The sequence below is a fragment of the Ruegeria sp. CDSC002 genome (assembly GCF_059610905.1).
Window position 1 is genome coordinate 131,850 of record NZ_JBXWOM010000006.1, and the last position, 19,629, is coordinate 151,478.

23 protein-coding genes are annotated in these 19,629 nt (G+C 58.3%); 7 read left to right on the plus strand and 16 right to left on the minus strand.

Annotated elements, in window-relative coordinates:
* Positions 1-24: 24 nt before the first annotated feature.
* Positions 25-768 carry a heme-dependent oxidative N-demethylase family protein gene (locus AC2FJE_RS12715; RefSeq protein WP_496754455.1) on the minus strand — a complete coding sequence of 248 codons (744 nt, stop codon included), beginning with the start codon at positions 766-768 and terminating at the stop codon, positions 25-27.
* A gap of 123 nt (positions 769-891) precedes the next feature.
* Here AC2FJE_RS12715 and dddP point away from each other — a divergent pair, with 123 nt between their 5' ends.
* Positions 892-2,235, plus strand: coding sequence for a dimethylsulfonioproprionate lyase DddP (gene dddP, locus AC2FJE_RS12720; RefSeq protein WP_496754457.1), 1,344 nt, complete (start codon positions 892-894; stop codon positions 2,233-2,235).
* A gap of 4 nt (positions 2,236-2,239) precedes the next feature.
* Here the strand turns inward: dddP and AC2FJE_RS12725 are convergent, their stop codons facing one another.
* Positions 2,240-2,434, minus strand: a complete 195-nt coding sequence (locus AC2FJE_RS12725; RefSeq protein ID WP_496754459.1) for a hypothetical protein — start codon at positions 2,432-2,434, stop codon at positions 2,240-2,242.
* Between the two features lie 241 nt (positions 2,435-2,675).
* Here AC2FJE_RS12725 and AC2FJE_RS12730 point away from each other — a divergent pair, with 241 nt between their 5' ends.
* Complete coding sequence (locus AC2FJE_RS12730; RefSeq protein WP_108860328.1) at positions 2,676-3,890, plus strand: bifunctional alpha/beta hydrolase/OsmC family protein; 1,215 nt, start codon at positions 2,676-2,678, stop codon at positions 3,888-3,890.
* Positions 3,891-3,899: 9 nt separating this feature from the next.
* Here AC2FJE_RS12730 and AC2FJE_RS12735 read toward each other — a convergent pair whose 3' ends face one another.
* From AC2FJE_RS12735 to AC2FJE_RS12755, 5 genes are all read right to left on the minus strand, one after another.
* The gene (locus tag AC2FJE_RS12735; RefSeq protein WP_082649311.1) at positions 3,900-4,250 is read right to left on the minus strand and encodes a hypothetical protein; all 351 of its coding nucleotides are present in this window, start codon (positions 4,248-4,250) and stop codon (positions 3,900-3,902) included.
* Between the two features lie 10 nt (positions 4,251-4,260).
* Positions 4,261-4,818, minus strand: coding sequence for a hypothetical protein (locus AC2FJE_RS12740; protein ID WP_282169326.1), 558 nt, complete (start codon positions 4,816-4,818; stop codon positions 4,261-4,263).
* Between the two features lie 141 nt (positions 4,819-4,959).
* Positions 4,960-5,547, minus strand: a complete 588-nt coding sequence (locus AC2FJE_RS12745; RefSeq protein ID WP_282120434.1) for a biotin transporter BioY — start codon at positions 5,545-5,547, stop codon at positions 4,960-4,962.
* A 68-nt stretch (positions 5,548-5,615) separates the two neighbouring features.
* Complete coding sequence (locus AC2FJE_RS12750) at positions 5,616-6,038, minus strand: DUF6314 family protein (RefSeq protein WP_282151524.1); 423 nt, start codon at positions 6,036-6,038, stop codon at positions 5,616-5,618.
* Positions 6,035-6,367, minus strand: coding sequence for a hypothetical protein (locus tag AC2FJE_RS12755; protein WP_496754462.1), 333 nt, complete (start codon positions 6,365-6,367; stop codon positions 6,035-6,037). The genes AC2FJE_RS12750 and AC2FJE_RS12755 overlap by 4 nt, the downstream gene beginning before the upstream one ends.
* Positions 6,368-6,456: 89 nt before the next feature.
* Here AC2FJE_RS12755 and purB point away from each other — a divergent pair, with 89 nt between their 5' ends.
* The 4 genes from purB to AC2FJE_RS12775 all read left to right on the plus strand — a co-directional run bounded on the left by purB (position 6,457) and on the right by AC2FJE_RS12775 (position 10,880).
* Complete coding sequence (purB, locus tag AC2FJE_RS12760) at positions 6,457-7,761, plus strand: adenylosuccinate lyase (RefSeq protein WP_058277485.1); 1,305 nt, start codon at positions 6,457-6,459, stop codon at positions 7,759-7,761.
* Positions 7,762-8,141: 380 nt separating this feature from the next.
* Positions 8,142-8,681 (plus strand): tetratricopeptide repeat protein, encoded by a 540-nt coding sequence (locus tag AC2FJE_RS12765; protein WP_058274031.1) that lies wholly within the window; start codon positions 8,142-8,144, stop codon positions 8,679-8,681.
* Positions 8,682-8,749: 68 nt separating this feature from the next.
* The gene (locus AC2FJE_RS12770) at positions 8,750-9,841 is read left to right on the plus strand and encodes a flagellar motor switch protein FliG (protein WP_496761002.1); all 1,092 of its coding nucleotides are present in this window, start codon (positions 8,750-8,752) and stop codon (positions 9,839-9,841) included.
* A gap of 115 nt (positions 9,842-9,956) precedes the next feature.
* Positions 9,957-10,880 carry a lysophospholipid acyltransferase family protein gene (locus AC2FJE_RS12775; RefSeq protein ID WP_282120430.1) on the plus strand — a complete coding sequence of 308 codons (924 nt, stop codon included), beginning with the start codon at positions 9,957-9,959 and terminating at the stop codon, positions 10,878-10,880.
* Here AC2FJE_RS12775 and AC2FJE_RS12780 read toward each other — a convergent pair whose 3' ends face one another.
* Complete coding sequence (locus AC2FJE_RS12780) at positions 10,881-11,582, minus strand: DUF1223 domain-containing protein (RefSeq protein ID WP_496754465.1); 702 nt, start codon at positions 11,580-11,582, stop codon at positions 10,881-10,883. It lies immediately after the preceding gene.
* Between the two features lie 231 nt (positions 11,583-11,813).
* Between AC2FJE_RS12780 and acnA the strand changes: the two genes are divergently transcribed.
* Positions 11,814-14,504, plus strand: coding sequence for an aconitate hydratase AcnA (gene acnA / locus AC2FJE_RS12785; RefSeq protein WP_496754467.1), 2,691 nt, complete (start codon positions 11,814-11,816; stop codon positions 14,502-14,504).
* Between the two features lie 114 nt (positions 14,505-14,618).
* Here the strand turns inward: acnA and AC2FJE_RS12790 are convergent, their stop codons facing one another.
* From AC2FJE_RS12790 to secF, 8 genes are all read right to left on the minus strand, one after another.
* A complete protein-coding gene (locus AC2FJE_RS12790) occupies positions 14,619-15,155 on the minus strand; it encodes a DsbE family thiol:disulfide interchange protein (protein WP_109311432.1) in 537 nt (178 codons plus the stop codon).
* Positions 15,148-15,306: a heme exporter protein CcmD gene (ccmD, locus tag AC2FJE_RS12795; protein ID WP_496754470.1), complete on the minus strand. Its 159-nt coding sequence runs from the start codon at positions 15,304-15,306 to the stop codon at positions 15,148-15,150. The genes AC2FJE_RS12790 and ccmD overlap by 8 nt, the downstream gene beginning before the upstream one ends.
* Entirely contained in the window at positions 15,303-16,076 is a 774-nt protein-coding gene (locus AC2FJE_RS12800) for a heme ABC transporter permease (protein WP_058274037.1), read from the minus strand. Before AC2FJE_RS12800 ends, ccmD begins: the two co-directional genes overlap by 4 nt.
* Before the next feature lie 61 nt (positions 16,077-16,137).
* Positions 16,138-16,794 (minus strand): heme exporter protein CcmB, encoded by a 657-nt coding sequence (gene ccmB / locus AC2FJE_RS12805; RefSeq protein ID WP_058274038.1) that lies wholly within the window; start codon positions 16,792-16,794, stop codon positions 16,138-16,140.
* Positions 16,791-17,405, minus strand: coding sequence for a heme ABC exporter ATP-binding protein CcmA (gene ccmA, locus AC2FJE_RS12810; RefSeq protein WP_496761003.1), 615 nt, complete (start codon positions 17,403-17,405; stop codon positions 16,791-16,793). Before ccmA ends, ccmB begins: the two co-directional genes overlap by 4 nt.
* 146 nt (positions 17,406-17,551) lie before the next feature.
* Complete coding sequence (locus AC2FJE_RS12815) at positions 17,552-17,905, minus strand: Mth938-like domain-containing protein (protein ID WP_282169317.1); 354 nt, start codon at positions 17,903-17,905, stop codon at positions 17,552-17,554.
* Positions 17,892-18,662: a TSUP family transporter gene (locus tag AC2FJE_RS12820; protein WP_496761004.1), complete on the minus strand. Its 771-nt coding sequence runs from the start codon at positions 18,660-18,662 to the stop codon at positions 17,892-17,894. Before AC2FJE_RS12820 ends, AC2FJE_RS12815 begins: the two co-directional genes overlap by 14 nt.
* A complete protein-coding gene (gene secF, locus AC2FJE_RS12825) occupies positions 18,655-19,629 on the minus strand; it encodes a protein translocase subunit SecF (RefSeq protein ID WP_113789550.1) in 975 nt (324 codons plus the stop codon). Before secF ends, AC2FJE_RS12820 begins: the two co-directional genes overlap by 8 nt.

The following is a 19,629-nucleotide window of genomic DNA, read 5'->3' on the forward strand; positions in this document are numbered from 1 at the left end:
TGACCCTCCTTGGAGGCCCCGCCATCAGGCGGGGTTTTCCATGTTTGGCACCTGCTCTGCCGCCAGAACATATGTATGGATCGAAAAAACCACGGCCTGTGTCTTAGGTAGGCGCAGCAACGTCTGCCGCTCACTCCGCAGGAACCGGGCGTGTCCTGGCTCCTGTGGAGCCCGCCGGTCGTATGCACTGCGGGGTTGATGCAGCTCGGCGTCCTCATACCACAGCGCATTGAATCGCCACAGAGGGCGTCCCGGTTGTATCCCGTCAAACAAACGCTGAACTCGCCGGGCGATGTCGGCGTTGTAGCTGTCAACAGGCAGATGGATGTCGATCAGGGGCCGCATGAATTTCTCGGACAAGCGCCAACTGGCAGGAAAACACAGGATGGCTCCGGTCAGAACATGTTCATCCCCCTGCTTTTGCAGGATGCAGAAATCTTCCTGCACCAATCGGCACAGTGTATCCAATGGCTGATCCGGATCGATCGTAACATCTGTCCCGTCCGGGCGAGCGACGTGATCTGTGCACTCGGGATAAACTTGGTTCAGGACAAGATCCAACAACTCCTGCGCAGCGGGTTTAGCACCTGCATCCATCGCCAGCACATCCGACCGATGACTGACCAACAGGTCCTCGCGTCTTTGCATCTGGGCGGCAAACGCATCATCGTGGTGCAACCAGTTGTCCATGCTTGCTGGCTGAATGCCTGGCAATGAGCGCTTGTCCAGCGGGTCATACGGAGTTGAAGTCTGAAGAATGGTCGTCATGAATTTGACGTATCATCAGAATTTCCGCTTGTCGGTCAAAAAGCGACGAACGCACCGTCGCAAACCTTCAAGACGCCGAGAGATTGATTCTTCACGCTCAAAGAACAGGCAGGGAGACCCACCATGAACCGACACTACCGCGACAGCCGCAAGATCGACCCGACCAAAGGTGCGACCCTTGGTGATGGTACCCCGAATGAAAACGACCGGATCGAAATTGGCCCTACGCAGCTTGCGTTTTCAGAATGGGAAAAGGCCGGCCTTGCCCTGCCCGATCTGGCCCGGATGCGCGAACACCGGTGGAAACGACTGACTCAAGCCATTGTCGATCGCGGTTATGGCGGGCTGCTGATGTTCGACCCGCTGAACATTCGTTATGCCACCGACAGCACCAACATGCAGCTGTGGAACACGCACAATCCGTTCCGCGCGGTGTTGCTGTGCGCTGACGGCTACATGGTGATTTGGGACTATAAAAACTCTCCGTTCCTTTCCACGTTCAACCCACTGGTGCGCGAGCAACGATCCGGCGCCGACCTGTTCTACTTTGACCGGGGCGACAAGGTAGATGTGGCAGCGGACGTGTTTTCAAACGAGGTGCGCGTCCTGATCGACGAACATGGTGGCGGCAACAAGCGCCTCGGCGTGGACAAGATCATGCTGCACGGCCTGCGCGCGCTTGAGGCGCAGGGGTTCGAAATCATGGAAGGCGAAGAGGCTACGGAAAAGACCCGCGCCATAAAAGGCCCGGACGAAATCCTAGCCATGCGCTGCGCCAATCACGCCTGCGAAACCGCTGTGGCGGAAATGGAAAAATTCGCGCGCGCCAATGTGGGAGACGGCAAGACATCGGAGGACGACATATGGGCGGTTCTGCACGCCGAAAACATCCGGCGCGGCGGCGAATGGATCGAAACCCGCCTGCTGGCTTCGGGTCAGCGCACCAATCCTTGGTTTCAGGAATGCGGTCCCCGGATCACTCAACAGAATGAGATCATCGCCTTTGACACCGACCTGATCGGATCCTACGGCATCTGTATTGATATCTCGCGCACATGGTGGATCGGGGACGAAAAGCCCCGACCGGACATGGTGTACGCCATGCAGCACGCGCATGAGCATATCATGACCAACATGGAGATGCTGAAGCCCGGCGTGATGATTCCGGAACTGACAGCCAATGCACACAAGTTGGACGACAAGTTTCTGGCGCAGAAATACGGCTGCCTGATGCACGGCGTCGGCTTGTGCGATGAGTGGCCTCTGGTTGCTTACCCGGACAAGGCAGTGGCGGGCTCTTACGACTACGCGCTCGAACCCGGCATGGTCCTGTGTGTCGAGGCTGCCGTTGGAGAGGTTGGCGGAGATTTCTCGATCAAGCTGGAGGATCAGGTTCTGATCACCGAAGACGGCTATGAAAACCTGACCACCTATCCCTTTGATCCGCAGCTTATGGGGCTGAGCTGACGTTTCAGTTCGACCAATGTGACCGCCTGACATTTCCGTGCCAGTCTTCGGACACGGGATCAGCAACCTGCGCCTCAGTAGATGCCACCGGCGGCAGAGTTTGACCAAGCGCAAATCCGATCACGCCGGTCAGGGCAATCACGGCCAGTATATCCGGGCGTAGAACCACGCCCCTTGGATCCATTGCAGTCTGTGCCATTTGAACCTCCTGGGCTGCACGTTTGCGATGGTCGTAAGATGGGGAGGTGACGTAAATTAGTAAAACGAATATTTTTTAGAATATACTTCACGAAATTTGATGCTTTAGGTTCACAGAGCGGACAAAGGATTGCGCTCAATCTGTTCGCTTCACTCACCTTCCCGTGACGCTTCTTACAATGGGGTTGAGCGGCCAGTAGGAAGCACACACTATTGGTCATCCCGACGAACAAGGAACTGTCATGCCCACCGAACGCATTACCTTTGCCGGTCACGACGGCAACCAATTGGCCGCGCGCCTGGATTTGCCGGACGGGCCGGTCCTGGCCACGGCGCTATTTGCGCATTGTTTCACCTGTTCCAAAGACATCCCTGCCGCGCGCAGGATTGCGGCCCGACTGGCGGCGATGGGCATCGCCGTTCTGCGATTTGATTTCACCGGGCTGGGTCATTCCGGCGGGGAGTTTGCCAACACAACCTTTACCTCCAATGTCGAAGACCTGATCGCGGCCTCGCATTATCTGGCTGGCCGTAACATGGCTCCGGCATTGCTCATCGGCCATTCGCTGGGTGGTGCGGCTGTGTTGCGCGCCCGTGCCGGGATTCCTAGTGTCAAAGCTGTGGTCACTCTGGGTGCACCCGCAGATCCCGGCCATGTGGCGCATCACTTCGAAGATGCGCTGCCTGAGATCACGCAGGCTGGATCGGCGGACGTGATGTTGGGCGGACGTCCTTTCCGCATTGGCAAGGCCTTTGTGGATGATATTTCCGAAGCGGCCCTGATACCGGCCATCGCAGACCTGAAGGCCGCTTTGCTGATCTTGCATGCGCCTCGGGACGAGACCGTAAGCATCGACAATGCCAGCACAATCTTCCTGGCCGCCAAACATCCCAAGAGCTTTGTGACTCTCGACGATGCCGATCACCTGATTACCCGCGCATCCGACGCGGAATACGCCGCAGACGTGATCACCGCATGGGTAACGCGCTACGTTAAGCTCTGCCCGCCGGCTCCGCCGCCGGGTGCGCCCGAAGGTGTCGTACGAGTGACCGAAGCTGATCCGGAAGGGTTCCTTCAAGACATTCAATCCGGTCCCCGGCACCATGCCGTCGCGGACGAGCCCGCCTCATACGGCGGCACCGACCGTGGCATGTCGCCCTACGGGTTCGTGTCATCTGGACTGGGGGCTTGCACATCGATGACTATCCGCATGTACGCGCGGCGCAAGCGGTGGCCGCTGAAAACCGTTTCAGTCGATGTGTGCCACAACAAGGTGCATGCGCAGGACGCGGGGCTGGCCAACGAAGGAAAAGTCGATCAGTTCCGCCGCAAGATCCGCCTTGAAGGTCCGCTGACGGCCGAGCAACGCGCGCGACTGCTGGAAATCGCGGACAAATGCCCGGTCCACAGAACCTTGGAAGGGTCAGCCCAGATCACAACTGAATTACTGGACTGACCTGTCGGTTCAGCGCCGGCCTGCGGGGCGGTGAATAGGCGGCCGTGCCGCCGGGGGTCGTGCAACCGGTGGCCGTGGCCTGTTCGGCGGTCGCGACACCGGTGGTCTGTTCGGTGGCTTGGCGATTGGCGGAACGGGACGCGCAGGTGGGCGACCATCGGGTGGCCGGGGTCGATCCGGCCGGTCGATGTCTATATCTACATCCACGTCGTGATAGTAGTCGTTCCACAACATCGAGTCGTAGAAGGGGTCATACCCGTATCCCACTCCGACTGTGACGCCGTCACAGGCCGAAAGCGTCAGCGTGGCAGCACCCAATCCAAGGGCAAGGGTTGCGCGTTTGATCAATTTGCGTGTCATGTGCGCCTCCTCACTGCAGGGACCGGAACGACGCGAACACGGCATTCAGATCGTCCACATAAGCCGGATCAGCACCATCACGCAGGATCGCAACTGCGATGGTCACGCGCCCCTTCGGCAAGTCAATCACGGAAACAGTAAAGTTCACACCGCGCCCTTCGCGACTGCCGGTCCCGCGAATAACACGCGCGGGCAACCCGCCAATGCGCGTCGTGGTGGTCTCGGACACTGTTGGATCCTTGACTAGAAACCTGTCGATATCCTCAAGATACCGAAGACCGCCCTCGATCGAGGCCACACCCGCAGGCGACACAAAGCCCATCCATACATTATCGTCCGTGACTGGCCGCATCCCCATGACCCGGGCAACAGCACGTGCATCGCCCAGCTCGGTATCTTCAATTTCGCGCGGGCCACCGGTGCGCAGCGCCCAGAAGTCGGGTACAGAAAAGCCGAACAGCGCCCGCCCGTTGTCCGTATAAGTGACCGGAGTGTCGGCTGACGCAGGCGCACCGCACAACCATAGCGAGGCGCAAACGGCGAGCGCCGAAGAAAATTGAATACGCATATCTCAATAACCTGATGATTTCATTGAATGCAGATTGACCTGCAGTGGCCCCTTTTGTCCAGCATTCCGATCTGCGGGTACAAAAAAACCGCGCCGGGATATCTCCGGGCGCGGCTTCGTCAGATTTGGATTGGTTGGAAATTACGAACGAGCGTCGCCCACCAGTTTCCACAGGCCAGGGATCAGCAGTGCAGCCAGCACCAGCTTGATCGCGTCGCCCACCAAGAAGGGTGTCAGACCCCACTGCAGGATCGGCTGATCCCACCCAAAAAGCTGACCCAGCCACAGCAGGCCGGGCACATAGATCACGACATTTGCCAGAACCAGAGCCAACGCCATCTTGCCGAACGAACGGTCCCAGCCGCGCGCGGCCAGTGCGCCCAGCAGAACGGTTGCCAGAAGGTAGCCAACCAGATAGCCGCCGGTGCCGCCCATCATGTAGGTCAGACCGAATTTTTCGGCCGAAGAGCCCGCGAACACGTCGAAGCCCAGCGCGCCGATCAGCAGGTAACCCAGCATGGTGACCAGACCCAGACGCGTGCCATAGGCGGTGCCGATAGTCAGCACGGCAAAGGTGCCCATTGTGATCGGGACAGGCCACATCGGAACCTTGATCTTGGCAGCAATTGCCAGCGCAAGAATACCTAGTGCCACCAGCACAACTTGCTTGACGCGCAGCGCGGTGCCTTCGCGCGGGCCAATCGCATTGGCCAGTACATTCGCATTCATTCTTATGTCTCCACCTATTTTCAACTGCAGAAATGCCCGCTTAGAGCTTTGACTGCAACATGATTACGCTATCTTAACCGATATTCGGTGCTCATTTCATAAGATTTTCTGGGTCCCGAGACGATCCAGCGCACTGACCAGACTGGCCAGGCCGAAAAATCGTAGACAGCATCGTAGCTGTCGGGCGGGCAATCGTGGTGGTCAGACGCATGTGCCTGGCCCAAGGCCAGCCGGTGAAAATAGCGGCCGTCGTCAAAATGTATGGCAATCGCCTCACCCGCCGCGTGCCACAGGTACCTGCGCGTGCCTTTCATCTCGGCTTGCCCCGGCACACGCAGCGTGACTTCTTCGTCGTATATCAAGCCGTCCTCGGTCGGGCTCAGGACCGTGTGACCATGGGCCTGCACCACCTGCCCCGCCTGCATATCCAGAATGGTCCGGGTCAGGCTCCAATGGCCTTCGAAATCCGACAGTCTGCGCGGCAGGCTCATTCGGCGAGTGTCCCGTCGGTCGTGGCACCGTTATCATCCACGAACCGGATCACTTTGCCGCTTTGTTGGACCTCATAGCAGGCCCAAAAATCCGAAGGCGGCCAGACCGAGCAATAACGATCCTCGCGCACCGCCCACCGCCCGGCGCTGGGCCCGCCCGAGAAGTATTGCGTCAGCATCGTATCATCGAAGGTCTGCCAGATACCTTCCCCGTAATCGAGCTTCTGTTCGGTCAATACCGACAGTATTTCATCCCCCGTCAGCGTTCTGAACTCCTCTGCCACCAGAAAACCGGGCCAAAGGGCCAAAATCAGGGCAAACCGTCTCATATTCGCACTCGCGCCTTGTTCCTTTGTCTGCGCGGGTTTAAACCCCGCCGCAACGCCTCCTGCCAAATCACAATAAGGTGCCGCTGCCAATGATTCCACGCTATTCCCGCCCCGATATGGTCGCCATCTGGTCGCCCGAATCCAAGTTTCGCATCTGGTACGAGATCGAGGCACATGCCTGCGACGCCATGGCGGACCTGGGTGTGATCCCGCGCGAGAATGCCGAGGCTGTCTGGAAAGCCAAAGACGTGGAATTCGACGTGGCTCGCATCGACGAAATCGAAGCGGTTACCAAGCACGACGTCATCGCCTTCCTGACCCATTTGTCCGAACATGTCGGCAGCGAAGAGGCGCGTTTTGTCCATCAGGGCATGACCAGCTCGGACGTACTCGACACTTGTTTCAACGTGCAACTGACCCGCGCCGCCGACCTGCTGATCGCAGATCTCGAAGGTCTGCTGGCTGCCCTGAAACGCCGCGCAATCGAACACAAGGACACGGTCCGCATCGGCCGCAGCCACGGTATCCACGCAGAGCCAACCACCATGGGCCTGACCTTCGCGCGTTTCTACGCCGAGATGGACCGCAACCTTTCCCGCATGCGCGACGCCCGCGCTGAAATCGCCACTGGCGCGATCAGCGGCGCGGTTGGCACCTTCGCCAATGTTGACCCGCGTGTGGAAGAGCATGTCTGCGACCAGCTGGGTCTGGTGCCCGAGCCGATTAGCACTCAGGTCATCCCGCGCGACCGTCATGCAGCGTTCTTTGCCACGCTGGGGGTTATTGCCAGCAGCATCGAGAACGTCGCCATCGAAATCCGCCACATGCAGCGCACCGAGGTGCTGGAGGGGGCCGAGTTCTTCTCGATGGGTCAGAAAGGCTCCTCAGCCATGCCACACAAGAAAAACCCGGTGCTGACCGAGAACCTGACCGGGTTGGCCCGCATGGTGCGCGCGGCAGTGATCCCGGCGATGGAAAACGTGGCGCTCTGGCACGAGCGCGATATCTCGCATTCCTCGGTTGAACGCATGATCGGGCCGGATGCCACGATCACGTTGGATTTTGCACTGGCGCGACTGACAGGCGTGATCGACAAGATGTTGATCTTCCCCGAGAACATGATCGAAAACATGAACAAGTTCCCTGGCTTGGTAATGAGCCAGCGGGTTCTGCTGGCGCTGACCCAAGCAGGTGTCAGCCGCGAAGATGCCTATGCCATGGTTCAGCGCAACGCGCTGAAAGTCTGGGAACACCGCACCGATTTCAAAGAAGAACTGCTGGCAGACGCGGACGTCACCGCCGCGCTGAGTCCGGAGGAAATCGAAGAGAAATTCGATCTCGGCTATCACACCAAACACGTTGATACGATCTTCGCCCGTGTATTCGGCGAGTAAACCGCGATTGACCAAATGCTTCGCTGGGCCCGGTTCGCGTGACGCGATCCGGGCCCTGCTCTTTTGCCAGACAGGCCAAAACAGGCTATGATGCCCGTGTATGTCCGGACAGGAGAAACACGATGATCCGCACTTTAATTTGCGCTTTGGCCCTTAGTTGCTCAGCCTCCGTTGCCTTGGCTTGTAGTGGCCATTCCAAGCAAACCCAGTCCTGCGCGCCGGGCACGTATTGGGATTCAGAAGCCCAAACCTGCGCCAAAATTGTGAATAGCTGAGAAAAAAAATTCCTTATTCGTGAATAAACGCGAGCCTTCGGTTGTTAGCTTTTGAGAGAAACGCACTATGCTTTCTGTAAGTAGCCCAGACAACGGAGTAGGAAAATGCGCCTAGTACTCGCTTCAGCCATCGCCCTTCAGGCCTTTGCATTCGCGCCGGTCGCGATCGCCGCTGGCGGTGACAGCAGCCCGCCAAAACCGACCAACACGACCAAGAAGTGTTTCTTCGGTCGCGTCTATGACAAAGACGCCGGACGGTGCGTGAAGCCGGACAAGACCAACTTTACTGAAGAAGAGCTGTATGACGCCGTGCGCGAACTGGCCTATGACGGACAGTTCGAAAATGCTCAAGACATCCTGCGCATCATGGATCAGGATGATGATCGCGTGTTGACCTACTGGGGTTTCACCTACCGCAAAATGGGTGAGCTTGATCTGGCGAATGCCTTCTATTCGAACGCCATTGAGGCGAATCCCGACAACATACTGGCGCGCAGCTACATGGGTCAGGGCTTTGTCACCGAGGGCAAAACCGATCTTGCCATCGCACAGTGGCGCGAGATCAAGGCGCGCGGCGGTGAAGGCACCTGGGCCGAGGCATCCCTGCGCGAGGCGATCCGCACCGGGCTGACTTACAACTACTAAACTTCAGCCTTTCTTTACCCGACTCTCCGTAATCTGCCTGTGGAACAGAAACTTGGCACCACAGGCAGATGCAGGACACAAACTCTTTGGTTCAACTGGCACCGGGGACATCAACACCCGCAGCCGACGCCCAGAACGACGCGCCCCGCGTCGTCCCCAAGGCGTTGAGCAACCGACAAAAAGCCGCCGTCGTGGTGCGTCTTTTGTTGAATGAGGGCGCAGATATCCCCCTGGAAGAACTTCCCGACGATTTGCAGGAAAAGCTGACGCACCAGCTGGGTCAGATGGGCCTAGTGGATCGCATCACGCTGGCATCCGTCGCACATGAATTTGCCGAAGCGCTGGACAGTGTCGGCCTGTCTTTTCCACATGGGTTGGCCGGTGCTCTGGACGCAGTCAGCGACAAGATTACGCCGACAACAGCGGCTAGGTTGCGGAAGGAAGCCGGGGTGCGCCAGATCGGCGATCCGTGGCAACGGCTGCGCGAAATCCCGACAGAAGATTTGGCCACCATCGCTCTGGCCGAAAGCACTGAAATTGCAGCGGTCATGTTGTCCAAGCTGGAAACTGCGAATGCCGCGCAACTTCTGGGTCACCTGCCCGGCCCGGTCGCGCGGCGCATCACCTATGCCGTGTCTAAAACGGCCAACATCACACCCGAGGCGGTTGAACGGATTGGCTGGTCGCTGGCGGCGCAACTTGATCGACGCCCGGCCACGGCCTTTTCGGATGGCCCCGGAGCGCGGGTCGGTGCGATTCTGAACCAATCAGCCGCAGCGACGCGCGACGGGCTTTTGACGGCCCTGGATGAAGAAGACACCGACTTTGCAGCTTTGGTGCGCCAATCAATATTCACCTTCGCCCATATCCCGGCCCGCATCCTGCCCAGGGACGTGCCTGCGATTCTGCGTGGATTGGATCAGGCTGATCTCGTCACCGCCTTGGCTGGCGCCACGGCCGAGAATGACAAAGCCGCGGTCGAGTTCCTGCTATCCAACATGTCGACACGTATGGCGGATAACCTGCGCGAGGAAATCACCGAACGCGGCAAGGTGAAGCTGGCAGAAGCCGAAGAAGCGATGACACTTGTCATCGGCTCAATTCGAACACTGGTCGACGAAGGCGCAATAGCGTTGATCGAAGAGGATAGCGAAGAGTGACGGGCAAGTCCGATCCGGCAAGTCAAAACATGGCTTTGTTTTGCAACGCTTGTGGTTGCGGTTTCCGCCTTGTATGTCTTGCCCGGCAAATCGCAACAGCCGGTGAGACCTATTCATGCCCGTCGAAAAGTCGGAACTAAGCCGCACAGAGCTTAGAAAATACTACATCACTGGATTGTTCATGAAGGGCGTCATCGGGACCTTGAGGTTGTTGCCCTATGAAACACGTCTGGCCACCATGGGCGCAATCGCACGTGGGCTTTCACCGTTGATCGGCTTTACCAAACGCGTGCGCAGCAACTTGAAATTGACCCGCCCTGACCTGTCAGAGGCCGAGGTCAACAGAATTTGCAGCGCCGTTCCGGACAATGCCGGTCGCGCGATTATGGAGCATTTTTCGCCGGAAGGGTTCACCGAACGTCAGCGCACGGCAAAGGTAAGCGGCTCGGGTGTTGCCGCATTTGACACTGCCGTCGCCGAAGGGCGACCGATCATGATGATCACCGCGCATTTTGGTCACTATCTTGCGGCACGCATCGCCCTGCAGGAACGCAGCGGTCAACCGATTGGCTGCCTCTATCGCCGCATGGCGAACCCTTATTTCAACGACATGTATGTCGAGGCGTTCCATAAGACCGGCTCGCCGATGTTTGAACAGGGCCGTCGCGGAATGGTCGAGATGGTGCGTTCGCTCAAAAAAAATGGGATCATCGCGATCGTATCCGATCTGCACGCCCATGGCGGTGAAGAGCTGACATTCTTTGGCAAGCCCGCCGTGACCTCAGTCCTGAATGCAGAACTGGCAATGAAATACAACGCCGTCCTGATCCCATGCTATGCGGTGCGGCAACCAAACGGCGTGGATTTTGAAATCGTGCTACACGACCCGGTGCCGCATACAGATCCGAAGACCATGACCCAGTTCACCAATGACGATCTTGAGGCCATGGTCAGACAGCATATGGGTCAGTGGTTTTGGATCCACCGGCGCTGGAAAGCCTGGAACGGTTTGGGCGTGCAACCCGAGGACATGCCCTGATTATTTGACCCGCGCGGCCGCCACGATCGGGCCGTGCCCTGCCCTTTGCACCAGCACAACTGCCGGAAATTCTGTGTCGACGGTTACCGAATACGCCTGAGGCGCGACGCCGTCCCATTGACCTGCCATATGCCAGGCCTCGACAACATTGGCATAGTCCAGATCGTGACCAGCCAGCTCTCCGCGTCGGATCGAGGCATGGCGCATCGGTGAATACTGAATGACCCGGATGTCATAGGTTTCTCCGGCCGGCAGTTCGATCGGCGTCACATCCACCGATACGTCTTCGCCCGAGCGCACGGCCGTCACGGATGCTTGCGGGGCGGCCTTGAGATGCGCATTGATCAGGCGATCCAGTTCCCGCGATTGCGCCCCGACCACATCCTGCTGGCCATTCACCACCATCTGAGGCGTATAGATCATCGACCGCCCACCTTCTCGCGCATAAGTGCGCTGGCGCAGAGTGTGATCCGGATCGGCGTATTCGTCCTTCCAGCCGATGTAGTCCCAGTAATCCACATGCAGTGCCAGGCCGATCACATCGTCGCGTTCGGCTAAATCATGCATAATCCGGTCGGCAGGCGGACAGGACGAACAGCCTTGAGATGTGAACAACTCAACCACAACCGGATCGCCCTCTGCCAGGGCTGCTGTAGAGAGAAACAAGGAAACTAGCGCTGTTGCGCGAATGGATCTGAACATTACGGGTCTCGGGCCTTTGGCTGGATGTACCGACCGGTTTAAACGCAAGCCCGTTCAACCTCCAATCAACGTTTCTTGAGACATGCGACCATCGTTACCCTTAAATTTTGTGTGCAATGGTATACATAACTCAACAAGCTCACCACCTTGGTCCTTGAACCAAAGACTTTGGTGATGCAGATAACTATTAGCGAATCCCGGAATCCAAGTCATTTCAGAGGGAGGCCACAGATGCCCATCAAAGTCGGACAAGATACCGCCAAAACACGCCGCAACCTTAGCGTGAATGGCAAATCCATTTCATATTACTCGATCCCTGCCGCGCAAGAAGCTGGTCTGGGTGATTTTTCCAAGCTTCCCGCCGCGCTGAAAGTGGTTCTGGAAAACATGCTGCGGTTTGAGGATGACGGCTTTTCCGTCGCGGTCGACGATATCAAAGCCTTTGGCGAATGGGCACGTAATGGCGGCAAGAACCCGCGCGAGATTGCGTATCGCCCTGCCCGCGTGTTGATGCAGGACTTTACCGGCGTTCCGGCTGTTGTTGACCTGGCCGCGATGCGCGATGGCATCAAAGGGCTGGGCGGCGATGCGCAGAAGATCAACCCGCTGAACCCGGTTGATCTGGTCATCGACCACTCGGTCATGATTGATGAATTCGGCAACCCGCGCGCGTTCCAGATGAACGTGGATCGCGAATATGAACGCAACATGGAGCGTTACCAGTTCCTCAAATGGGGGCAGTCGGCCTTTAACAACTTCCGTGTTGTCCCCCCCGGAACCGGCATCTGCCATCAGGTGAACCTGGAATATCTGGCCCAGACCGTCTGGACCGACACCGACCAGAACGGCGACGAAGTCGCCTACCCCGACACGCTGGTTGGCACCGACAGCCACACCACCATGGTCAATGGCATGGCCGTGCTGGGCTGGGGCGTCGGCGGGATCGAAGCCGAAGCCGCAATGCTGGGACAGCCGATCTCGATGCTCATCCCCGAGGTCGTGGGTTTTGAGCTGACCGGCGCGATGCTCGAAGGCACCACTGGCACTGACCTTGTTCTGAAAGTCGTCGAGATGCTGCGCGCGAAAGGCGTGGTGGGCAAATTCGTCGAGTTCTACGGGAGCGGTCTGGACCGTTTGCCGCTGGCTGACCGCGCGACGATTGCCAACATGGCCCCCGAGTATGGCGCGACCTGCGGCTTCTTCCCGATTGATGGTGAGACCCTGCGCTATATGCGTAACACCGGTCGGGATGAAGATCGCCTGGCACTGGTCGAAGCTTATGCCAAGGAAAACGGCCTTTGGCGTGATGAGAACTACGCGCCGATCTACACCGACACTCTGACGCTGGACATGGGCACGATCGTTCCCGCTATCTCCGGCCCGAAACGCCCGCAGGACTATGTTGCGCTGACCGACGCCAAGGCTGCCTTTACCAAGGAAATGGCCGAAACCTTTAAGCGCCCGATGGGTAAGCAGATCGAAGTCAAAGGTGAAGAATACGGCATGGAATCGGGAAAGGTGGTGATCGCCTCGATCACATCCTGCACCAACACCTCGAACCCTTACGTGATGATCGGGGCCGGTCTGGTTGCAAAAAAGGCGCATGAGCTGGGCCTGAACCGTCAGCCTTGGGTCAAAACATCGCTGGCCCCCGGCTCGCAGGTTGTGTCTGAATACCTTGAGGCGGCTGGCCTGCAGCAACATTTGGATGCCATCGGGTTCAACCTGGTTGGTTATGGCTGCACCACATGCATCGGCAACTCTGGCCCGATTCAGAGGGAGATCAGCGAAGCGATTGCCGAAGGGGATCTGGTCGCCACGTCCGTTCTTTCGGGCAACCGCAACTTTGAAGGCCGGATTTCGCCGGACGTGCGTGCAAATTATCTGGCCTCGCCGCCGCTGGTTGTAGTCTATGCGTTGGCTGGCACCATGGATATCGACCTGACATCCGAGCCGATTGGGCGGGACAAGGACGGCAATGACGTCTTCATGAAGGACATCTGGCCGACCCAAAGCGAAATTGCCGAGCTGGTGCAGGAAACTGTCACCCGCGAAGCGTTCCAGTCGAAATATGCGGATGTCTTCAAAGGCGATGAGAAATGGCAAAGCGTCGAGGTTCCGCAACAGGAAACCTATGACTGGCCGCCGACTTCGACCTATATCCAGAACCCTCCCTATTTTCAGGGAATGGGGTCCGAGCCTGGCACGATCTCAAATATCGAAGGGGCCAAGGTGTTGGCGGTTCTTGGGGACATGGTCACGACCGACCACATCTCACCCGCAGGGTCTTTTGCAAGCACCTCGCCTGCCGGTCAATACCTGATCGAACGTCAGGTGCAGCCGCGCGAGTTCAACTCCTACGGTTCCCGCCGCGGCAACCACGAGGTCATGATGCGTGGCACATTCGCCAACATCCGCATCAAGAATGAGATGCTGGACGGTGTCGAAGGTGGCTATACCAAAGGTCCTGACGGCGAGCAGGCTTCGATCTACGACGCTTCGATGGCCTACCAGGAACTAGGCCTGCCGCTGGTCGTCTTTGGTGGCGAGCAATACGGCGCCGGCTCATCCCGGGACTGGGCTGCCAAGGGCACTGCCCTGCTGGGCGTCAAAGCCGTGATCGCCGAAAGCTTTGAGCGTATCCACCGGTCTAACCTGGTTGGCATGGGCGTGATCCCGTTCGAGTTCACCGGAGGCGACACCCGCAAGACACTGGGCCTGACAGGCGACGAAACCGTCTCGATCCATGGCTTGGATTCGGTCGAGCCGCTGCAAGAAGTGCCCTGCACCATCATTTTCAGCGACGGAACCGAGAAAACAATCACGCTGAAATGCCGGATCGATACCGCGCCCGAGATCGAATACATCGAAAACGGCGGCGTGCTGCAATATGTGCTGCGGAACCTTGCCAAGGAAGATTAAAGCAACAAAGCCCCGGCCAATGCGCCGGGGCTTTTTTTTGGGTGCCAGCGCAACTAGCAGAAATAAGAAATAGAGCGCGTGCAGCAGGCACGCTCCGCATGGCAACGGATCAGATCACTGGCCAGCTTTTTCCAATGCCGGGCGTATCCTGCTTTCGATGACGCGCTGCGTAATCGGACCGGCAAAGCGCAGAATGATCGTACCCTCTCCGTCGATCACATAAGTTTCCGGAACACCGTAAAGACCCCAGTCCAGCGCCATGCGCCCTTGTTCATCCCGACCGATGGCCTCATATGGGTCACCCAGTTCGGTCAGAAAACCTTCGGCATTGGCCAACTGATCCTTGTAGTTGATGCCATAGACCGGGATGCCCTCTTCGGACAGCGCCTCAAGGTTGGGATGCTCGGCCCGGCAAGGGGCACACCAGCTGGCCCAATAATTGACCAGCTTGACCTCACCATCACGCAGGGTGTCATCGTCGAACAACGTTTTGCCCGGAAACTCGGTCAGAACGACAGGTGGGGCGGGCTGCCCTTCGCGTGCAGATGGCAAGGCATCGGGGTCATCCCGGAACATGCCAATTCCGGCCAGAACGGCAAATGCGCCGAAGATCAACGGTGGCGCAATCATCAAGGGTGAGATTTTAGCCATTGCGTGAAATCCTGTGTTCGAGCTTTTCCATTTCCGCCCGGACTTTGCGCCCGCGCATTACGCTAAGAACGACCAGTGCAATCAGCAACCCCAGCGAGGCCGCATAGGACCACAGGACCGCGTCGGCATATTTTCCAAGATCAGGGATCATCCGTTTAGCCTTTCTCGCGCCAGCAGCGCCTTAATCCGTCGCGCCCGGATTTCCGTTCCTGTGCGATACAGAACCAACGCAATGAACAGCAGCACAAATCCGATGATACATACCAGCAGCGGATAGAAATAAATGTTGCTGACTTTTTCTTCGGTATCCGCGCCGGTGACGGCTGCGGCGCGCATCACGGATGCCCCCTGATGCAGGCCTTGGTTCCAGAAGTTCACCGCATAGCGGCTGAGCAAGGCAAAAACCGACCCCACCAGACACAGGACCGAGGTCAGATCGGCGGCCGTATCGGAATCCTCGATCGCTTCCCACAGGGCTACGTAGCCAAGGTAAAACAGAAACAGGATCAGGAACGCGGTTAGGCGCGGATCCCAGGCCCACCACGTGCCCCACATCGGTTGCCCCCAGATCGCGCCGGTTGCCAACGCGATTAGGGTCATCACGATACCGATGGGAGCTGCCGCTCGCGCAGCGAGTGCACTGACATGGTGGCGGCGCACCAGCCAGACCAAAGATGTGGCCAGCATCATCAGCCAGCAATTGATCGCCATCAGCGCCGCAGGCACATGCAGGTAGATGATCTTGACGGTCGAGCCCTGTTTGTAGTCATCCGGCGTGAAGAAAAAGCCCCAGATCAGCCCGACGACCAGACACACAAAAGAAGTCATCCAGAAGAACGGCAGGACCCGCTCGCTGGTCGCGAGGAATTTGCGCGGGTTGGCGTATTCCCAGAGGGTATTGGCTTTGGCTGCGATAGACATGGGCTCTATTTAGTCCGACTCGTGTTTGTTCTCAATTGACATCAGTCAAACTGCGACCGTGTCACCGAAGGTTGATCCGCAGCACGGCTGCACTGGCAAAAGGCAACAGAGCAATCGTGGCCGCCGTGATCCCTGCCAGCATCAACAGCGGTGTCTGCGTTTCCATCCCCGTGGCGCCGCGGCGTGCGACTTCGGCCCCGAAGATCAGCGTGGGAACATACAGCGGCAGGACAAGCAATGACAACAATAGCCCCCCGCGTTTCAGGCCGACAGTCAGAGCTGCGCCAAAGGTCCCGATCACACTCATGGCCGGGGTGCCGACCAAAAGTGAGATCACCAGCCAGAAAAAGCCTGGCACCGGCAAGTTCAGTAGCACACCCAGAAACGGCGCGGCTAGAACCAGTGGCAAACCCGTTGTTATCCAGTGGGCCAGCGCCTTGATCGACACAACCGCCTCAAGCGGCAAGGGCGCGGTGGCCAACAGGTCAAGCGACCCGTCTTCCCAATCCAGCGCAAGCAGACGATCAAGCGATAACAGGCAGGCCAAAAGCGCGCCCAGCCAAAGCACACCCGGGGCAATGGTCGACAGCAGCGAAGATTGCGGGCCGACTGAGAACGGCACCAGAACGGTCACAATCAAAAAGAACGCCAGACCAAGGCCAAACCCCCCGCCCGCGCGGAAGGCCAGTTTCAGGTCGCGCAGCAGCAGGGCGATCACAGGAAGCCTCCGTCAAAGTCGTCGATGGGTTTTGGTTTGGCTTTGTTGGGACCCACATCCAGAACCGCGCCGTCCAGACCAAGGTCGATATGGGTTGCGATCAGGGCGGAACCGCCCTGCCCCAGATGGGCACGAACGGTATCGGCGAACATCTGGACGGCGCTTTTGTCCAGTGACACCGTCGGTTCGTCCAGCATCCAGATCGGCCGCCCGGTGACCAGCATCCGGGCCAGTCCAAGGCGACGTTTCTGCCCGGCGGACAGGTTTCCCGCATGGCGGTCCGACAGCTCGTTCAAAGCAAAGGCATCCAATGCCGGTTGGATGTCATCTGCCCCAAAGACCGAGGCCCAGAAGGTCAGGTTTTCCACAACCGTCAACGTTGGCTTCAACCCGTCGGAATGCGAGGCGTAGGCAATTTGATCCTCGGCCCCGACAATGGTTCCGCTCAACGCCGGCTGCAACCCCGCAAGTGTACGCAACAAAGTTGTTTTGCCGATCCCGTTTGGCCCACGCAGGATCAGTGCTTGCCCGGATTGAAGCGAGAAGTTGAGCCCCTCGAGCACGGGGATACCCCCGCGGGTGATGGCAAGATCGGTTACGGTCAGTGTCATACGGTCCCGCTTATCTTATTGCGCATAGGGGCAAAAGGCGGGATTTGCCGCAGGGCAATGCCCGAGCCGCTTTCGGATAAGCATGAAAATGAGGGGCCAGCCCCTCGCGCTCCTGGGATATTTTTGGCCAGATGAAACGGATCCCGTCAGGTGGGAAGCAAAGCCAGCGCGATGCGGCGACCTTCGGAGAGTAGTACATTGTAGGTACGGCAGGCTGCAGGAGAGTTCATGATCTCAACGCCTATACCGGCCTGCTCGAGCGCCGCTCGAAGGTCAGAGGGGATGTGGGCCAGATCAGCGCCCGTTCCGATCAACAGGACATCCAAATGCCCAGCCAGTGCAAGCAAAGAGGATTGATCGTCGTATCCGCCCCAACCGGTGGTGCCCGATGGACCGGTCAGAACCGCCCCTTCGTGGACCTGGCCACCAATACGGAAAAAGCCGGGCCCGTAGCCATCGACCGGTGTTGCGTTGTTATATGTGATCTCATTCAACCGCATGGATATCTTCTATGCCCCAAAGCGGCAGGCCCGACAAGGCGGCCAGCGCGATAACCACGTAGGCGGCGGTGCGGTAGAGCTTTTCCTTTTTGGGGTTGAACAGCCAGCCGCCCAGCCAATTGCCCAAAAGGTTCGGGACCGACAGAGCCAGCCCCAGAACAACACTGTCGAAGGTCACACGCCCCATGACAGACAGAGAGCCGAAAATAAGAAAGTCGAAGCCGAAAAGGAACAGCAGGATCGTAGCCCGAATGACTTCTACCGGCAGCGGACGGGACATGTAGAACAGGATCACCGCTGGTCCAGGCAACCCAGCGACGCCGCCGAGAAACCCCGCAGCGCCACCGATGACTGTCACCATCGCGCGTCGCACGCGGCCTTGGTAGCGTAATCCAAGGATCAGGATTGCGAGCATGAACAAGGCCAGGAAGCTGACCGCGTATCGGAACACCTCGGGCTCGACCTGCGTGAGGACCCACAAGCCAACAGGCAGGATCAAAGCGCAGCCAAGCAGCAACCGTGCCAGGTCTCCGCGGTCTACGGCGCGCCACGCCCGCCGCAGGTTGGGGAGTGGCCCGAAAATATCCATGATCGTCAGTCCGATCAGCGCCCCAAACGGGCCGAGGAACGGTGTGGTCAGAGGAAGAAAAATCAGCGCGGTGCCAAAGCCGGAAAACCCGCGTACGATGCCGCCTAGCGTCGCTGCAAAAAAGATAACGGCCAGCCCCGTGGGGGACTGGCCGAGCAGATCAGGCATCCACATTTGCGAACTGGTTGCCCGCGTTGTTGGACGGCTTAGACCAGTCGCGCTTGACGCCCAGCCACAGCAGGATGGTCGAGGCCACAAAGACCGAGGAATACGTCCCTACGATCACACCCCAGATCATCGCGAAAACAAAGCCGCGGATCACGTCCCCGCCCAGTATGTAAAGCGAGATCAGCGCCAGCAGCGTGGTGACCGAGGTCATCACTGTCCGGCTAAGCGTTTCGTTGATCGAGATGTTCAGAACCTCTTTCAGGTCCTTTTTCTTGTATTTCCGCAGGTTCTCGCGGACGCGGTCGAACACGACCACGGTGTCGTTCAGCGAATACCCCACGATGGTCAGCAACGCGGCAATGATGGCCAGGTCAAACCGGATTTGCAGCTCCGAGAAGATGCCGATGGTGAGGATTACGTCGTGGACTAATGCGGCCACCGCGCCCAAGGCGAATTGCCATTCGAAACGCAGCCAGATGTAGACCAGAACCGCCCCGATCGCCAATACCACCGCGATAACGGCAGTTTGGATCAGCTCACCGGACACTTTGGGGCCGACGGATTCAACGCTTTCAAATGGCAATTTAAGGCCCGGATCAGCAGCGGCAAGCACCTCGCCGACCTGAGTAATCACGTCCGATGTAACTGCCTCGGCGTCTTCTTGCGCCTGGATGCGGATCATCGCAACATTCTCATCCGGCCCAAAGTTTGGATCGAAGATCTCTGTGATTGTCACATCCCCTAATTCCAACGGGGCAAGGGCGTCACGATAGACTCCGACATCAATCTCTTGGGTGCTTTGCGTCCGGATCGTTGTGCCACCGCGGAAGTCGATGCCGAAGTTCAGCCCCTGAAGCATGAAGGACGTGAACGCCACGATCATCATCAAGGCCGAGATACCCAGCCAGATTTTCCATCGGCTGAAGAAATCGAACGAGGTATTCTGGGGTACGAGTTTCAGTCTCAT

Excerpts from the sequence above, each read along its gene's own strand:
- AC2FJE_RS12755 (WP_496754462.1), bottom strand. The coding sequence starts at position 6,367 with ATGAGACGGTTTGCCCTGATTTTGGCCCTTTGGCCCGGTTTTCTGGTG.
- acnA (WP_496754467.1), top strand. The coding sequence starts at position 11,814 with ATGCCCATCAAAGTCGGACAAGATACCGCCAAAACACGCCGCAACCTT.
- AC2FJE_RS12815 (WP_282169317.1), bottom strand. The coding sequence starts at position 17,905 with ATGCGGTTGAATGAGATCACATATAACAACGCAACACCGGTCGATGGC.
- AC2FJE_RS12820 (WP_496761004.1), bottom strand. The coding sequence starts at position 18,662 with ATGCCTGATCTGCTCGGCCAGTCCCCCACGGGGCTGGCCGTTATCTTT.
- ccmD (WP_496754470.1), bottom strand. The coding sequence starts at position 15,306 with ATGATCCCTGATCTTGGAAAATATGCCGACGCGGTCCTGTGGTCCTAT.
- ccmA (WP_496761003.1), bottom strand. The coding sequence starts at position 17,405 with ATGACACTGACCGTAACCGATCTTGCCATCACCCGCGGGGGTATCCCC.
- AC2FJE_RS12790 (WP_109311432.1), bottom strand. The coding sequence starts at position 15,155 with ATGGCTAAAATCTCACCCTTGATGATTGCGCCACCGTTGATCTTCGGC.
- AC2FJE_RS12750 (WP_282151524.1), bottom strand. The coding sequence starts at position 6,038 with ATGAGCCTGCCGCGCAGACTGTCGGATTTCGAAGGCCATTGGAGCCTG.
- AC2FJE_RS12730 (WP_108860328.1), top strand. The coding sequence starts at position 2,676 with ATGCCCACCGAACGCATTACCTTTGCCGGTCACGACGGCAACCAATTG.
- AC2FJE_RS12775 (WP_282120430.1), top strand. The coding sequence starts at position 9,957 with ATGCCCGTCGAAAAGTCGGAACTAAGCCGCACAGAGCTTAGAAAATAC.
- secF (WP_113789550.1), bottom strand. The coding sequence starts at position 19,629 with ATGAGACTGAAACTCGTACCCCAGAATACCTCGTTCGATTTCTTCAGC.
- AC2FJE_RS12715 (WP_496754455.1), bottom strand. The coding sequence starts at position 768 with ATGACGACCATTCTTCAGACTTCAACTCCGTATGACCCGCTGGACAAG.
- AC2FJE_RS12740 (WP_282169326.1), bottom strand. The coding sequence starts at position 4,818 with ATGCGTATTCAATTTTCTTCGGCGCTCGCCGTTTGCGCCTCGCTATGG.
- AC2FJE_RS12765 (WP_058274031.1), top strand. The coding sequence starts at position 8,142 with ATGCGCCTAGTACTCGCTTCAGCCATCGCCCTTCAGGCCTTTGCATTC.
- AC2FJE_RS12735 (WP_082649311.1), bottom strand. The coding sequence starts at position 4,250 with ATGACACGCAAATTGATCAAACGCGCAACCCTTGCCCTTGGATTGGGT.
- AC2FJE_RS12780 (WP_496754465.1), bottom strand. The coding sequence starts at position 11,582 with ATGTTCAGATCCATTCGCGCAACAGCGCTAGTTTCCTTGTTTCTCTCT.
- AC2FJE_RS12745 (WP_282120434.1), bottom strand. The coding sequence starts at position 5,547 with ATGAATGCGAATGTACTGGCCAATGCGATTGGCCCGCGCGAAGGCACC.
- AC2FJE_RS12770 (WP_496761002.1), top strand. The coding sequence starts at position 8,750 with ATGCAGGACACAAACTCTTTGGTTCAACTGGCACCGGGGACATCAACA.
- purB (WP_058277485.1), top strand. The coding sequence starts at position 6,457 with ATGATTCCACGCTATTCCCGCCCCGATATGGTCGCCATCTGGTCGCCC.
- dddP (WP_496754457.1), top strand. The coding sequence starts at position 892 with ATGAACCGACACTACCGCGACAGCCGCAAGATCGACCCGACCAAAGGT.
- AC2FJE_RS12725 (WP_496754459.1), bottom strand. The coding sequence starts at position 2,434 with ATGGCACAGACTGCAATGGATCCAAGGGGCGTGGTTCTACGCCCGGAT.
- AC2FJE_RS12800 (WP_058274037.1), bottom strand. The coding sequence starts at position 16,076 with ATGTCTATCGCAGCCAAAGCCAATACCCTCTGGGAATACGCCAACCCG.